Source organism: Psychroflexus sp. MBR-150 (assembly GCF_053628795.1).
Map to the genome: position 1 here is coordinate 57,382 of NZ_JBRJHB010000011.1, position 14,264 is coordinate 71,645.

At 33.7% G+C, this 14,264-nt stretch carries 12 protein-coding genes and 1 tRNA gene; 9 read left to right on the plus strand and 4 right to left on the minus strand.

Annotated features, from left to right (window positions below; genetic code table 11):
• Positions 1 to 790 precede the first annotated feature (790 nt).
• Positions 791 to 864: transfer RNA gene (locus tag ACSSV5_RS07810), tRNA-Ala, on the minus strand.
• An 85-nt stretch (positions 865 to 949) separates the two neighbouring features.
• On the opposite strand from ACSSV5_RS07810, the gene ACSSV5_RS07815 reads away from it, so the two are divergent.
• The 3 genes from ACSSV5_RS07815 (at position 950) to ACSSV5_RS07825 (ending at position 3,667) form a co-directional block, all read left to right on the plus strand.
• Positions 950 to 1,537, plus strand: coding sequence for a HupE/UreJ family protein (locus tag ACSSV5_RS07815; RefSeq protein WP_454245440.1), 588 nt, complete (start codon positions 950 to 952; stop codon positions 1,535 to 1,537).
• Between the two features lie 91 nt (positions 1,538 to 1,628).
• The gene (locus tag ACSSV5_RS07820; protein WP_211065251.1) at positions 1,629 to 2,060 is read left to right on the plus strand and encodes a deoxycytidylate deaminase; all 432 of its coding nucleotides are present in this window, start codon (positions 1,629 to 1,631) and stop codon (positions 2,058 to 2,060) included.
• A 2-nt stretch (positions 2,061 to 2,062) separates the two neighbouring features.
• A complete protein-coding gene (locus tag ACSSV5_RS07825) occupies positions 2,063 to 3,667 on the plus strand; it encodes a S41 family peptidase (RefSeq protein ID WP_454245441.1) in 1,605 nt (534 codons plus the stop codon).
• Here ACSSV5_RS07825 and rsmI read toward each other — a convergent pair.
• Entirely contained in the window at positions 3,651 to 4,316 is a 666-nt protein-coding gene (gene rsmI, locus ACSSV5_RS07830; protein WP_454245442.1) for a 16S rRNA (cytidine(1402)-2'-O)-methyltransferase, read from the minus strand. The two genes, ACSSV5_RS07825 and rsmI, sit on opposite strands and share 17 nt — an antisense overlap.
• Positions 4,317 to 4,318: 2 nt before the next feature.
• Positions 4,319 to 5,170 (minus strand): hypothetical protein, encoded by an 852-nt coding sequence (locus tag ACSSV5_RS07835; protein WP_211065248.1) that lies wholly within the window; start codon positions 5,168 to 5,170, stop codon positions 4,319 to 4,321.
• 99 nt (positions 5,171 to 5,269) lie between these two features.
• Between ACSSV5_RS07835 and ACSSV5_RS07840 the strand changes: the two genes are divergently transcribed.
• From ACSSV5_RS07840 to ACSSV5_RS07855, 4 genes are all read left to right on the plus strand, one after another.
• Entirely contained in the window at positions 5,270 to 5,905 is a 636-nt protein-coding gene (locus ACSSV5_RS07840; protein ID WP_454245443.1) for a thymidine kinase, read from the plus strand.
• Complete coding sequence (gene alr, locus ACSSV5_RS07845) at positions 5,902 to 7,017, plus strand: alanine racemase (RefSeq protein WP_454245444.1); 1,116 nt, start codon at positions 5,902 to 5,904, stop codon at positions 7,015 to 7,017. Before ACSSV5_RS07840 ends, alr begins: the two co-directional genes overlap by 4 nt.
• A 471-nt stretch (positions 7,018 to 7,488) precedes the next feature.
• On the plus strand, positions 7,489 to 9,276 hold the full coding sequence (locus ACSSV5_RS07850) for a tetratricopeptide repeat protein (RefSeq protein WP_454245445.1): 1,788 nt from the start codon (positions 7,489 to 7,491) through the stop codon (positions 9,274 to 9,276).
• Positions 9,277 to 9,591, plus strand: a complete 315-nt coding sequence (locus tag ACSSV5_RS07855) for a DUF4286 family protein (RefSeq protein ID WP_211065244.1) — start codon at positions 9,277 to 9,279, stop codon at positions 9,589 to 9,591.
• A gap of 157 nt (positions 9,592 to 9,748) precedes the next feature.
• Here the strand turns inward: ACSSV5_RS07855 and ACSSV5_RS07860 are convergent, their stop codons facing one another.
• Positions 9,749 to 11,014, minus strand: a complete 1,266-nt coding sequence (locus ACSSV5_RS07860) for a T9SS type A sorting domain-containing protein (protein ID WP_454245446.1) — start codon at positions 11,012 to 11,014, stop codon at positions 9,749 to 9,751.
• A gap of 479 nt (positions 11,015 to 11,493) precedes the next feature.
• On the opposite strand from ACSSV5_RS07860, the gene ACSSV5_RS07865 reads away from it, so the two are divergent.
• On the plus strand, positions 11,494 to 11,976 hold the full coding sequence (locus tag ACSSV5_RS07865; RefSeq protein WP_454245447.1) for a TspO/MBR family protein: 483 nt from the start codon (positions 11,494 to 11,496) through the stop codon (positions 11,974 to 11,976).
• Between the two features lie 108 nt (positions 11,977 to 12,084).
• Positions 12,085 to 14,259 carry a S9 family peptidase gene (locus tag ACSSV5_RS07870; protein WP_454245448.1) on the plus strand — a complete coding sequence of 725 codons (2,175 nt, stop codon included), beginning with the start codon at positions 12,085 to 12,087 and terminating at the stop codon, positions 14,257 to 14,259.
• The last annotated feature ends 5 nt before the right edge of the window (positions 14,260 to 14,264 follow it).

Consider the following 14,264-nt stretch of genomic DNA (forward strand, 5'->3'; position numbering starts at 1 on the left):
GAGTGAAGAATCTCTCAGTGAAATGAAAACCAATACGTGAGAAAGATTCCTCCTGCCGTCGGAATGACATTCCCTTGTCATTCTAAACGGAGCCTGCCGACCCCTTGTCATTCTGAACGGAGCTTGCGAAGTGAAGAATCTCTCAGTGAAATGAAAACCAATACGTGAGAAAGATTCCTCCTGCCGTCGGAATGACATTCTACTTGTCATTCTGAACGGAGCTAGCGAAGTGAAGAATCTCTCAGTGAAATGAAAACCAATACGTGAGAAAGATTCCTCCTGCCGTCGGAATGACAACCTACTTGTCATTCTGAACGGAGCCTGCCAACCCCTTGTCATTCTGAACGGAGCCTGCCAACCCCTTGTCATTCTGAACGGAGCTTGCGGAGTGAAGAATCTTTTCGTGAACCGAACCTCAATACGTGAGAAAGATTCCTCCTGCCGTCGGAATGACATTCTACTTGTCATTCCGAACGGAGCTTGCGGAGTGAAGAATCTCTCAGTGAAATAAAAACCAATACGTGAGAAAGATTCCTCCTGCCGTCGGAATGACATTCCCTTGTCATTCTGAACGGAGCCTGCGAAGTGAAGAATCTCTCAGTGAACCGAACCCCAATACGTGAGAGAGATTCCTCCTACCGTCGGAATGACAACCTACCGTCGGAACGACAACCTACCGTCGCAATGACAAACCCACTGTCATTGGTAGTGAATTTTTCGATTGCAATAAAAAAAATTTGTATCGAGATGCTTTGGTTTCGAAATATACACCTCATCATCCATTAAAAAGTGGAGAATATCGGGTTCGAACCGATGACCTCCACGCTGCCAGCGTGGCGCTCTAGCCAACTGAGCTAATTCCCCATTAAAGACAGCAAATTTACTATTATTTTTATTTTTAAGTCAAAATTATATGATATTTTGCATCTTAAAATTAAATTAACATTCTATGTTTTCAGATTTTTGGTTTAATCTCAAACTTGGTCTTTTTCATGTTTTAGATTGGAATGCTTATGACCATATTTTATTTCTTATTGCCTTAGTGGCTGCTTACACTTTCAGCCATGCCAAACGCGTGTTTTGGTTGGTCAGTATTTTTACTTTAGGTCATACATTATCGCTTATTTTGGCAGCTTACAAAGTTATTGAAATCAACAATATTTGGATTGAATTTTTGATTCCAGTTAGCATTTTGTTTACAGCACTTTACAATATCATTTTTGCTAAAAGCAATATTGCAAACCAAAAAATAAATGCCCTTTATGGGTTCACTTTGTTTTTTGGATTAATTCACGGTTTTGGGTTTTCTTATTATTTCAATATGATTTCAAAAGGCACAGAAAGCAAGCTACTTATGCTTATTGAGTTTGCTTTAGGTGTAGAATTTTCTCAGGTTTTAGTGGTTATTCCAGTTTTATTTATAGGCTACATTGCTCAAAATATTTTTAGATTTTCAAAAAATGATTGGATACTCATCTCATCTTCTATTGTCATCGGACTTTGTATTCCTATTCTGAGAGAAACTTGGATTTGGTAAGTAATCTTTAAGAAAAGATAAAGACACCAACACGCATAAATGTTATACATTTGAACATTGAGTCGCTGTTAAAATTTTTGATGATTGGATAATGGATCTGAAAAAACAAAAAAAATTTGATAAAGCCTATCTCCGAATGGCTGTTGAATGGGGAAAGTTGTCTCGGTGTAAACGCAAACAAGTCGGGGCAATCATTGTTAAGGATAGAATGATTATTTCCGATGGCTATAATGGCACGCCAAGTGGATTTGACAATAATTGTGAAGACGAAGAAGGCCTTACCAAGTGGTATGTGTTGCATGCAGAAGCCAATGCTATTCTAAAAGTCGCTTCTTCAACGCAATCTTGTAAAGGTGCTACGCTTTATATCACACTTTCGCCATGTAGAGAATGTAGCAAACTCATTCATCAAGCTGGAATAGTAAGAGTGGTATATAAAATTACTTATAAAGATGATTCTGGACTGAAATTCTTAAAAAAAGCTGGGGTTAAATTGGAGCATTTAGACTGTATTAAAGCATAAAAATGAAACGTGTAAAAATTATATACATCCCTTTATTACTGAGTATTGCCTGTGTAATAGGCATTTACATCGGTAGTTTGTCTAGTGTTAAGTCCTCATTCCACTCAAGCAAATTATTTAGCCAAAAACATAAGCTGAACACCCTTATCCAATTAATTGAAAACAAATATGTAGATGATGTTAACACCGATAGCATTGTGAATGTTACCATCAACAAGATAATAAAAGATCTTGATCCACATACAGCTTACCTTCCTAAAGCTCAACTGGATTCAGAAAACCAAAGTATGAATGGTGGCTTTGTTGGTATAGGAATAAGTTTTTACAAAAAAAATGATACCCTTACGGTGATTAGAACAATACCCAATAGCCCTGGACAAAAAGCGGGGATAAAAGCAGGTGATAAAATTTTGTACGCTGATGGCATTGAACTATCCAAACCCGAAATTAGCTCAGACTCTTTAGTGAAATTGCTAAAAGGCGAAAAGAACACAAAAGTACACCTAAAAGTAAAACGCAATTTTGAAAGTGAATTACTCAATTTTGAAATTATCCGAAATCAAGTTCCTCTCAAAAGTGTTGTTGCGGGCTTCATGATAAACGACAAAACAGGATACATTAAAATTAAGCGTTTTGCTAAAACAACTTTTGAAGAGTTTATGCAATTTGCTTCTAACCTAAAAAAACAACAACCACAAAGCATCATTATTGACTTGAGAGACAACGGTGGTGGATATCTGAAAGAAGCCGTTGATGTTGCTAATCAATTCTTAACAAAAAACACTCCTATCCTTTACACTAAGGATAAGTCTAAAAATATCAGCGAAACCTTAGCCACATCAGATGGTTTGTTTCTAGACGAAAAAGTTTTTATTTTAATCAATGAAACCTCAGCTTCGGCCAGTGAAATTATAGCTGGTGCTATACAAGATAACGACCGCGGTATCATAGTTGGTCGGCGTTCATTTGGTAAAGGCTTAGTGCAACGCATCATGCCTCTTGGCGATGGAAGTGCCGTAAGAATGACCGTGGCAAGATATTTTACTCCAACAGGCAGATCTATTCAACGATCCTACAAAAATGGCCGTGAAAGCTATTTTAATGACTATTTGAATCGGTATAAAAACGGCGAACTACAACATGCTGACAGCATTGATGTGATTGACTCTTTAGCTTATAAAACCCCTATGGGAAGAACAGTTTACGGTGGTGGTGGTATTATTCCTGATGTGTTTGTGCCTCAAAACAAAAATTCAACCTATACTGTTTTTAGGAATATGTTTGAAAATGGTATTTTAGACCGATTTATTTTTGATGAATTAAGCAAAAATAATTCATACTACAATGATATAAATGAAACAGATTTTTTAAAATACTACCAAATCAGTCAGTCTGTGTTAGTAGATTTTAAAAACTTTTTAGAAAGTTTTGATATTGATTACAAAAACGATTCTATCTTCAAACCTTTGGCTCAAAATTATTTGAAAGCAACTATTGCTAGACAATTGTTTGATGAAAATTTAGCCCATAAAATAATGGTTTCTCAAGATAAAATGATCGATAAAACTCTTGAATTAAATTATCGATCTTTTAATCTAAACCTTTAACAGTTATGACAAACTCTCCTTTTGGTTTGCGTTCGGCGTAATATTCCAAAATATCTTCTACTGTTCCATGACGAATTTCTTCAAACATTTTACTTATTTCTCTTGATAAGCTTATCGGTCTATCCTTGCCAAAAGTAGTTTTAAAGTCGTTTAAAGTTTTAATGAGTTTATGAGGAGATTCATAAAACACCATTGTCCTTGTTTCATTGTTTAAAAACTGAAGGCGTTTCTGTCTCCCTTTTTTTGGTGGTAAAAATCCTTCAAAAACAAACTTATCGGTTGGTAAACCACTACAAACTAAGGCAGGAACAAAAGCCGTTGGTCCTGGCAAACAAGTTACACTAAGTTTAAGTTCGGCACATTTTCTTGCTAATAAAAATCCAGGATCAGAAATTAAGGGAGTTCCTGCATCTGATATGACAGCTATGTCCTCTCCATTTTTTAATTTTTCTTCAATTGACTTTGTGATTTGATGCTCGTTGTGTTGATGATAAGCTCGCATTGGCGTTTCAATATCATAATGCTTGAGCAACTTGCCACTTACTCTTGTGTCTTCACATAATATAAGACTTACAGCTTTTAAAACATCAACGCCTCGGTAAGTCATATCTGCTAAATTACCGATTGGAGTTGGCACAAAATACAACATAATCAACTAAATTTTTTATTGATGATGTGCATTAAGCGTTTAAAAGTCTCCTCTTTATCTTTCCAAAAACTATATTCACCGCTTAATAGTTGTTCTATATACGATTTTACAGATTCAATACTTTCAAAACTATTGATGTTTTTAATAAATCTCTCATAAGCTTTTGTTTCTCCTTTAAAGAGTTGGTTTACAAAAGTAAGCCTATCGTTAAGCCCTATTTTAAGTGTTTTATTTAAGCTATCGTTGAGTGATTTTTTATTTTGAGAAAACAAGTCTATTGTTCGTTCTTCTTTTTTAGAATCATCATTGTTGTTTTTGTTTTGATTTTCATCATTGTCTTGATCATTGGGTTCTGTTGATTTTTTGTCATCTTCTTGAGTGGTATCGTCTGTCTCTTTTTGTTCTGGTGCAGGCTCAAAATCTGGTAAATCGTCAAAATGGACACCAAAGTCTTGCACGTTGTCTTCAGTTTGTGGTTGATTTTTAGAATTATCTTCGGTATTTTCTTTAAACATTTCGTCAACCTGTTCAGACTCATATGGCATTTGAGACACGATGTCTTTTATCTTCTCAGTATTGTGCTCGTAGATTTGATCTTCGCTGTATTCTGTACCGTCTGGATGCTTAAAATCTTGATGCTCATCAGAGTAATCTGCTTCAATAGCTTTTTCTACGTCGTGTTTTTTTATGGTTGGCTTGAAACCTTCAAAATGTTTTTCAGTAAAAGAAAGCACAGAAAGTTTTTCGTAAAGTACAGCCGCTTGTTCTTTTAGCTCATGAATTTCAGCTCTATTTCTTAATTTTAATATTCTATGAGCCAGACTCATTAACTCGTCTTCTAAGACTTTTTTCATTTTTTGTTTTTCTTTGTCGGTTTATTAAAGCTTTTTTTTTCTAATTTTAACGACCGAAATTTAATGAAATTGTTTTGTTATACATCATAAAATTAAAAAATGTTTCTTGAAAACACCGTAAATCACAAAGAGCAATTTGGTTGGATAGAAGTGATATGTGGAAGTATGTTTTCGGGTAAAACTGAAGAACTTATACGTCGGCTAAAACGAGCTCAATTTGCTAAACAAAAAGTGGAGATTTTTAAGCCACAAATCGATACCCGATACAACGAAGAACACGTGGTTTCTCATGATGAAAACCAAATTCGCTCTACTCCTGTTCCTGCTGCTGGCAACATCCCTTTGATGGCAGACAACTGCGATGTTGTTGGCATAGACGAAGCTCAGTTTTTTGATGACGAAATCGTCAATGTTTGTAATAATTTAGCCAATACTGGCATCAGGGTTATTGTTGCTGGTTTAGATATGGACTTTAAGGGCAAACCTTTTGGTCCGATGCCTAACCTTATGGCAACCGCCGAATACGTTACTAAAGTTCACGCTGTTTGCACAAGAACAGGTAATTTAGCTCAATATAGTTATAGAAAATCTCCTGATGATAGATTAGTCCTTTTAGGCGAAACCGATGAATACGAACCCCTAAGTCGTGCTGCTTATTTTAAAGCTATGCAACATGAAAAAATCAAGCAAATAAATATAAAGGACGCCGAAGAAGTAAATCCTAAAAAAGGATGAAAGCAGCATTAGAAACGCGTTTAGAAATAGATTTAAATGCTTTAAAACACAATTTTGAAGTCATTCAAAATCAACTTAAACCCCAAACAAAAATTATGGGAGTCGTCAAAGCATTTGCTTATGGATCTGATTCTGTAGTAATTAGCAAAACGCTTCAGGATTTTGGCGTATCTTATTTAGCCGTTGCTTATATTGAAGAAGGCGTACGCTTGCGTAAAGCCAATATTTCTTGCCCTATTTTGATTTTTTATCCTCAATTAGAAGAAATCTCTGAACTCATACAATTTAATTTAACGCCAAGTGTTTATAGTTTTCATTTTTTAAAATCTCTACACCAATTTTTAAAGTTTAAAAATATAAAAAACTTTCCGATTCATCTTAAAATTAATACAGGTATGAATCGCTTAGGCTTTGATAAAAACCAGTTTGATGAAGTCAAGACTTGTTTGTCTGATAGACATACCTTAAAATTGACTGGTATTTTTTCTCATCTTGCTGCCTCGGGTATGCCAGAAGAAAAAGATTTTACATGGCAACAAATCCAAGATTTTAAGACTGCTGTTAAAACTTTTGAAACTTATGCCCACCAAGATTTATTAACTCACTTGTGCAATTCTAGTGGTATTCTCAATTATGCTGAAGCTGAAATGGATATGGTCAGGGCTGGCATAGCTCTGTATGGATATGGCAATCATCCTAAAGAGCATAAAATGCTCCAGCCTGTTTCTTCACTAAAAACACCTATCGCTCAACTGCGTTGGATTCAAAAAGGAGAAAGTGTTGGCTATGATAGAAAATATATCGCTCCAGAAAAAAGGCATATCGCTACACTTCCTTTAGGTTATGCCGATGGCATTTCTAGACTATATGGAAATGGCAATGCCGTGGTGAAAATTCATGAAAAACTAGCCCCAATTGTTGGCAATGTATGCATGGATACAATGATGGTTGATGTTACAAACATGAGCTGTAGAGAAGGAGACGAAGTCTTAATTTTTGGAAAAAACCATTCTGCCATAGACTTTGATTTTAAGCATTTAAGCATCCCTTACGAGTTGATAACTCGAGTTTCTCAAAGGGTAAGCCGGGTTGTAATTCCTTTAAATAAATAACAACATATTGTTTTATCACAAGTTCAAATTAAATTCAAAATTTTAACCCCTTAGGAATTAATTTTTAATCTTGGCATTTATATCGGTGTAAATACTGCCAACATTTGACCGAATATAATATAGCAAGATTCTCCGTGTAGGTTTAGAGATTTTACAATAAGTAACAATAGCTATGTTCAATTCTATTTTGACTTTGGTCAGCTAAAAAACTTTTATCAAATGATAAAATTGATTTTGTTTCACGTTTTAATGTTAAGATAATCAGTATGTTGTGTTTTTGTTAGTTGAACTCATGTTAAATACTAAACTTTGTAAAGCTTATTTTTGTTATTTTGTTGTCATTGTTTTATAAACATATTTCGTTTATATATTTCTATCAAAACAATTAAATTTTATATGATTTTCAGAAAGGAGATGAATTTTTAAGTTACTCGCTTTCAGATAATTAAATTTTTAACACCGATAAAAATGATGAAGTATTTATTAAGTATTTTATTGCTTACAGCAGTTTTAGCAAATATATCAGCCCAAAATATAAGCCTAGCGATGAATTATGCTGAACAAGGCGAATATGAAAAGGCAAAAAGTATTTATCAAAAACTATATGAACAAAACCCTAACAATCAAGATTATCTGTTAGGTTTAGCTGATACTTATATACAGCTTAACGAATTTAAAAAGGCTGAAAAGTTGTTATACAACTACATCAAAAAGTCAACTAAATCACCTAACATTATGGTAGAATTAGGCTATGTTTTTCAAATTCAAAAAGACTCTGTCAATGCTAATATTTGGTATGAAAAAGCCATTGATATCGTAAAAACAAGAAATGTCTATGCCTACACTACTGGTCAAGCTTTTCAAAAACACAACCTCCTTGAGCGTGCTATTCAAACTTATGAAATCGCTAATGAAAAAGAGCCGAGAATAAATTATAGCATACAATTGGCAAGGCTTTACGGCGAGAAAGGCAACCAAAAGAAAATGTTTGAAAACTACATTAAATTAATTGAAGAAAATGAAAAATACATTGAAGTTATACAGCGTAATTTTAATGCTTATATCAACGACAATCCGCAAAATGAGAGTAACATAATTCTCAAGCGTCTATTGATTCAAAAGCTTCAAAATTCTCCTAATATACTTTACAATCAAATTTTGAGTTGGTTGTTTGTACAAGAGCAAGATTTCAACAAAGCCTTTGCTCAAGAAAAAGCTATATTTAAAAGAAATACGACGCCTGACTTTAGCCGATTAATGGATTTAGCTCAAATCGCTTTTGAAAACAAAAAATACAACTCTGCATTTGATATTAATGATTTTGTGATCAATCAAAGTCAAGATATTTCAATTCAAATCAAAGCCATTGAAAATCAAATGCAAATAAAATTGATACAAAATAATAATCCCAAAGATATAGAAAAGTCGTTTTTGTCTCATTTTAATACTTACGGTTATGGCTTAGAAACCTTAAATTTACAACTGTTGTATGCCAAGTTTTTAGCCTTTGATCAAAATCAACCTGACAAAGCACTTTCAAATTTAGAAGTTGTGTCTAAAAAAAACCTCAACAAATTTCAACAAGCCAAAATACAAATGCTTATGGCTGATATTCTTGTTGCTCAACAACAATATAACCAAGCATTAATCAAATACAGTTTGATCAGTAAAATGGTAAAAAACACTCCATTAGCCCAAAAATCTCGCTATAAAAGTGCTCAAACAAGCTACTATAAAGGTGATTTTAGTTGGGCTTTAACTCAATTTAACATATTAAAAAAAGCCACAACCCAAACCATTGCCAACGATGCATTAGAAATGAGTAGATTTATCAAACAAGGTAAATCAGAAACAGACTCAACTCAACAAGCTTTAAAAGCTTTGGCCAAAACAGATTTATTAATTTATCAAAACAAACCTAAACTGGCTTTAAATCAATTAGATAGTATTTTGGTTAGTAACGAAAGTTACCATATTAAAGACCAAGCATTGTTTAAAAAAGCTGAAATTTTAAACCAGCTCCATCGCTACCAAGAAGCAGTCAAGTATTATCAACAGCTTATAGATGAACATCCTAAAAGTATTGTAACAGACAATGCTTTGTTTCAAATTTCAAAAATTCAATTTGAAAAACTTAATCAGCCCGAAGAAGCTATGAAAAATCTTGAAACACTAATATTTAATCATCAAGATAGTATATTTTTTGTTGAAGCGAGAACACTATATCGAAAATTAAGAGGTGACCAAAACATTCAATAAATGTATATTTACAACACTACATTTAATATTGAAACAAATATTGTGGAACAATGCTTAAATGAAATTGAGTTCCAACTTATCCCTAAACTTATAGAAACTGGCTTGTTTGAAAAAGTTTTATTGACAGAAATTTTAAACCAAACTCAGCTTTCTGCACAAACATTTAGCCTGCAATCGTATTGCACAACCAAAACCCACCTGAGGCAATTTCAAAATTTTCATAACTATATTATAGAAAATTGGGTAAAAAAATATAACTCTCAAGTTGTGTTTTTTCAAACCTCTATGCGAGTTATCAATCAAAACAATTTATGATTTTATAACTGCCAAACCAACACCATAGGAGTTTTGATGATTTTCTAACTAACTTGTTATCTGGACTGATAGCATCAAAAAACCTGGACTGAACCTGGACTAAATTGTCAGCTTAAACCCGAATTCTTTGCTCGATTCCGCTACACTTTTTCCTGTATCACTTTTTCAGTATAATTTTTCTGTACAATATTGTTTTTTTGTCGTCAGTTACTTTTAGAAAAAAGATGCCATTAACGCTATTTCCGATGTCTAACAAGTATTGACTGTTATTTATGTTTTCTTTTCTGAATATTGTTTGTCCTGACTCATTTATCATTTCTACTTCTTTGATAAAATTGTTTTTTAGTGTTATTGTAAAAATGTTCTGTGAAGGATTTGGAAATATAATTAGGTTATTCTCAACATCACTTATTTCTTCTACTCCAAGTATAGGCGAGCAAACAGCATTAGAAAGCAATGTGTCGAATGAGCCATTAGTTATGTCGTTATTCCAAATTTCCCAATAACAAATATTATTTGAAATTGCCAAACTTAATGCCGTTGGCATTCCTCCTGTACCAAAAGAACTCGGGCTTGTTATTCCACTATGAGCCATTTGAATTCCTGTAAACAAGTTTGTGGTTGTCGAGTTTTGTAAAATTGCAAATTGTGATGGATATACTGATGTGTTATTTTGTGTCCACCACCATCCATTGGCACCATATCTACTACCGATATTTTGTTTTGCATAAGCATAAATTGAGTCTGCAACTATGTTACTTTGATTAACTGGATGAAAATCGTTTGTCAGATAATGATTTGGAAATGAACTATTAAATGCATCTATCACTTCTTTCCAAGAATCTATCACTTTTTGGTCTGTGTATGCAATCGAAGTATAAGAAGGTGTTGGGTCAAACGGCAATTGCATTTCAAAGCCATTTGTAGATGAATTTGTAATATAAACTAACTGAATTGTATTATCGTTGGCATATCTATTCCCAAGTTCAGCAATAAACTCTGTCCATTTTGCTAAAAATGTTGTATCCCAAGGAATAGGTATTGTACCATTAAAAGGTACTGTAAAGGAAATAGATTGAACACCCAAAGAATAAAGCCAACTTGGTGAATTTAAACCACCACCAACTGCAAGAGATATTTTCTTTCCATAAGATTGAGCAGCCGTTATTTGATTGTCAATGAGCGACCAATTATATACATTGTCAGAAGTTTCTATATCCTTCCAAACAACTCTAACTAATATTCCTTTCACATACGGTTTAGACGCTACTGCTGGGTCAACTGAACCGCTCCCCGCACCTGTTGTTGGTGGACAGCTACACCAAACGCCTGTCGGTGCAGGATAATTTGGTTGAGCAAATGCTAAATTTGTCAAGCAAAAAATTAATGTTCCAAGAATTATTTTTTCTGTTTTCTGTATCATATTTATTTTCTTTATTTCTGTTCATCAATCTGTATTATACTGATATTGGTTGACTGTTTCTTAGTTATTATTTACACCTTCAAAAGATTTTTTAAGTCATTTAGAAAACAAAAATATTTTGAACTCCAGTTGTTTTTATTTTTAAGTCTTGGTAAATCTACAGAATTTTTTCTATACGATTTATATTTAATGTTTGGGTTTGAATGGACATCTCTGGCTTTCTTAAATCCAGACTAAAACGTGTCCTTAAATTGCTATAAATATATATCGCTTGATTGGTCATTTTTTGAGTTTGTCAATTGAATACTGTTAATTTAAATATTGAAAATAAATTAGTTGTTATAATCAGATTTTGTTAGTTTATATCACACACAATTTATCTCAATATAACATAGATTTAGCCAATTTTTTTAGAAAATTTAACAAAATATGGTCATTTATGCATTTAAAAATTAATTTTTATTTAATTTGGTCGCATTATGAAAACAAATACATTAATTAAAATTATAATCAGCATTATCATCTGCTTGGGAGTTGGTTTTGTTGCAAGTATTGCCACCCAAACAGGTGTTGACACTTGGTATGAAACCATTAAAAAACCCAGTTTTACACCACCAAATGCCGTTTTCGCCCCAGTTTGGGCTATATTGTATATCCTTATGGGCTTATCTGCGGGCATAGTTTGGAGTCGAGGACTTTACCATGTTTGGGTAAAAACAGCTTTGTATCATTTTGTATTTCAACTACTTTTAAATGCAATTTGGTCACTGGTATTTTTTAATTTACAGCAACCCCTTTGGGCATTGTTTGTCATTATCACTTTATTTATTTTGATCTTGCTCACTATAAAATGGTTTAAAATTGTAATCCCATTAGCTGCTTACCTACTCATTCCCTACGCTATTTGGGTTGCTTTTGCATTAATTTTAAATTTTGAGATATGGCGCTTAAATGCCCACTAAAATTTGAGCTTACTCCAAATTTCAAACCTTTATTAAACTTTAATGTCAAAAGCACCTATGCCGTTTGATGTTTTTTTAGTAAAATTGAAGTCTCAAATTTTGCCTTATATGAAAACCCTCAAGATTTTTAGTATTTGTTTTATTATTTTCTCAAACGTTTTAGCTCAAGATAAACCTATTACGCTCGAAGAAATCTGGTCTGGTGCTTTTTCTCAAGAACGCTTACAATCGCTTCAATCCTTAAATAGCGGACAGTCGTACATCGTTCAAGATTACAACCGTGCAAAAGGAGAAATGCACGTAGATATTTTTGACTATAAATCGGGTAAAAAAACAGGTGAACTTCTCAATAGCAACAAAATAGATGGATTGAATTATTTCCAAACCTTTAGCTTGAGCAATGATGAAACCAAAGCCATTTTAGGACTTCAAATCGAATCGATTTATAGACACTCGGTCAAAGGTCAATATTATGTTTTTGATATTGAAAATAAAAAATTAACTCAAATCGATAACGATAAAATACAAGAACCACATTTTTCGCCAAACAATACTCAAGTGGCTTTTGTAAAAAACAACAATTTATTTATAAAAAATTTAAACAAAAATTCTACTACACAAGTTACCAATGACGGTGAAAAAAACAAAATCATCAATGGTCTTACCGATTGGGTTTACGAAGAAGAATTTGCCTTTGTCAAAGCCTTTGAATGGAGCTCTGACGGGCAATACCTTGCCTATTTAAAATTTGACGAATCTGAAGTTCCAGAATTTTCCATGGACATTTATGGCACTTATGGCAACAACTTATATCCACAACAAGAAGTGTTTAAATATCCCAAAGCTGGCGAAAACAATGCAAAAGTGTCATTGTGGATTTACGATATTGACAAACAACAATCTACTGAAATTGATTTAGGCAATTATCACTACATCCCAAGATTAAAATGGAGTCAAAAAAACCATTTACTATCGGTTCAAACCACCAATAGACATCAAAATGAACTGAAATTACATCTTGTCAACACCGATGATTTTTCAGTAAAAACCATTCTCACCGCAACTGACAAAGCTTATGTGGCAGTTGATGACGATTTAACCTTTCTCGAAGACAACTCATTTATTTGGACCAGTGAGCAAGATGGCTGGAACCACATTTACCACTACTCAGAAAGTGGTCAACTCATCAACCAAGTAACCAACGGCAATTGGGAAGTGACCAATTACTATGGATACAATTCCAATACAAAACGTATTTATTATCAAAGCACAGAAACAGGTAGCGTTAACCGAGCGGTATATAGCATAAAAATCAACGGAAAATCAAAAAAAGCATTAGCTGATGACTATGGAACTAATTCTGCCGACTTTAGTGCCGATTTTAGTTATTTTATTAATACGTTTAGCAGTGTAGAAACTCCACGACGGTTTACACTTCACGATGCAAAAAATGGTAAATTACTTAGAAAAATCAAAGACAATCAGTCACTTTTAAATAAATTAGACGCTTATAATCTATCCAAAAAAGAACTCAGCACTATTGAAATTAATGGCAATGAGCTCAATATGTGGATGATTAAACCTAAAGATTTTGACCCTTCAAAAACCTATCCGTTGTTGATGTATCAATATTCTGGACCTGGCTCACAATCGGTGTCCAATAGTTTTTTTGGCACTAATGATTACTGGTATCAAATGCTTGCCGAAAAAGGTTATATCATAGCTTGCGTTGATGGTCGTGGCACAGGGTTTAAAGGTCGAGATTTTAAAAAAGTAACCCAACTTCAACTCGGCAAATACGAACTCGAAGACCAAGTCGCTGCCGCTATAAAATTAGGACAAAAACCTTATATCGACGCCGATAGAATTGGGATTTGGGGATGGAGTTTTGGTGGCTTTATGTCGTCAAACGCTATCTTTCAAGCCAATGATGTTTTTAGTTTTGCTATAGCCGTCGCACCAGTAACCAGCTGGCGATTTTACGACACCATTTATACCGAACGCTACATGACAACACCACAAGAAAACGCGTCGGGTTACGATGATAATTCGCCCATTACACATGTTGGTGAATTTGAAAAAGGCGATTATCTTCTCGTCCATGGAAGTGCTGATGATAATGTGCATGTACAAAATACCATGCAACTGATTGAAGCTTTAGTCCAAGCCAATAAATCTTTCGATTGGCGGATTTATCCCGATAAAAACCACGGCATTTATGGTGGCAACACCAGATTGCATTTATATAATTTGATGACGGATTTTATTTTGAAAAAACTTTAAATTAA

Bases quoted from the DNA above. Each gene is read 5' to 3' on its own strand.
- ACSSV5_RS07815 (WP_454245440.1), top strand. From the start codon at position 950: ATGTTTTCAGATTTTTGGTTTAATCTCAAACTTGGTCTTTTTCATGTT.
- ACSSV5_RS07820 (WP_211065251.1), top strand. From the start codon at position 1,629: ATGGATCTGAAAAAACAAAAAAAATTTGATAAAGCCTATCTCCGAATG.
- ACSSV5_RS07825 (WP_454245441.1), top strand. From the start codon at position 2,063: ATGAAACGTGTAAAAATTATATACATCCCTTTATTACTGAGTATTGCC.
- rsmI (WP_454245442.1), bottom strand. From the start codon at position 4,316: ATGTTGTATTTTGTGCCAACTCCAATCGGTAATTTAGCAGATATGACT.
- ACSSV5_RS07835 (WP_211065248.1), bottom strand. From the start codon at position 5,170: ATGAAAAAAGTCTTAGAAGACGAGTTAATGAGTCTGGCTCATAGAATA.
- ACSSV5_RS07840 (WP_454245443.1), top strand. From the start codon at position 5,270: ATGTTTCTTGAAAACACCGTAAATCACAAAGAGCAATTTGGTTGGATA.
- alr (WP_454245444.1), top strand. From the start codon at position 5,902: ATGAAAGCAGCATTAGAAACGCGTTTAGAAATAGATTTAAATGCTTTA.
- ACSSV5_RS07850 (WP_454245445.1), top strand. From the start codon at position 7,489: ATGAAGTATTTATTAAGTATTTTATTGCTTACAGCAGTTTTAGCAAAT.
- ACSSV5_RS07855 (WP_211065244.1), top strand. From the start codon at position 9,277: ATGTATATTTACAACACTACATTTAATATTGAAACAAATATTGTGGAA.
- ACSSV5_RS07860 (WP_454245446.1), bottom strand. From the start codon at position 11,014: ATGATACAGAAAACAGAAAAAATAATTCTTGGAACATTAATTTTTTGC.
- ACSSV5_RS07865 (WP_454245447.1), top strand. From the start codon at position 11,494: ATGAAAACAAATACATTAATTAAAATTATAATCAGCATTATCATCTGC.
- ACSSV5_RS07870 (WP_454245448.1), top strand. From the start codon at position 12,085: ATGAAAACCCTCAAGATTTTTAGTATTTGTTTTATTATTTTCTCAAAC.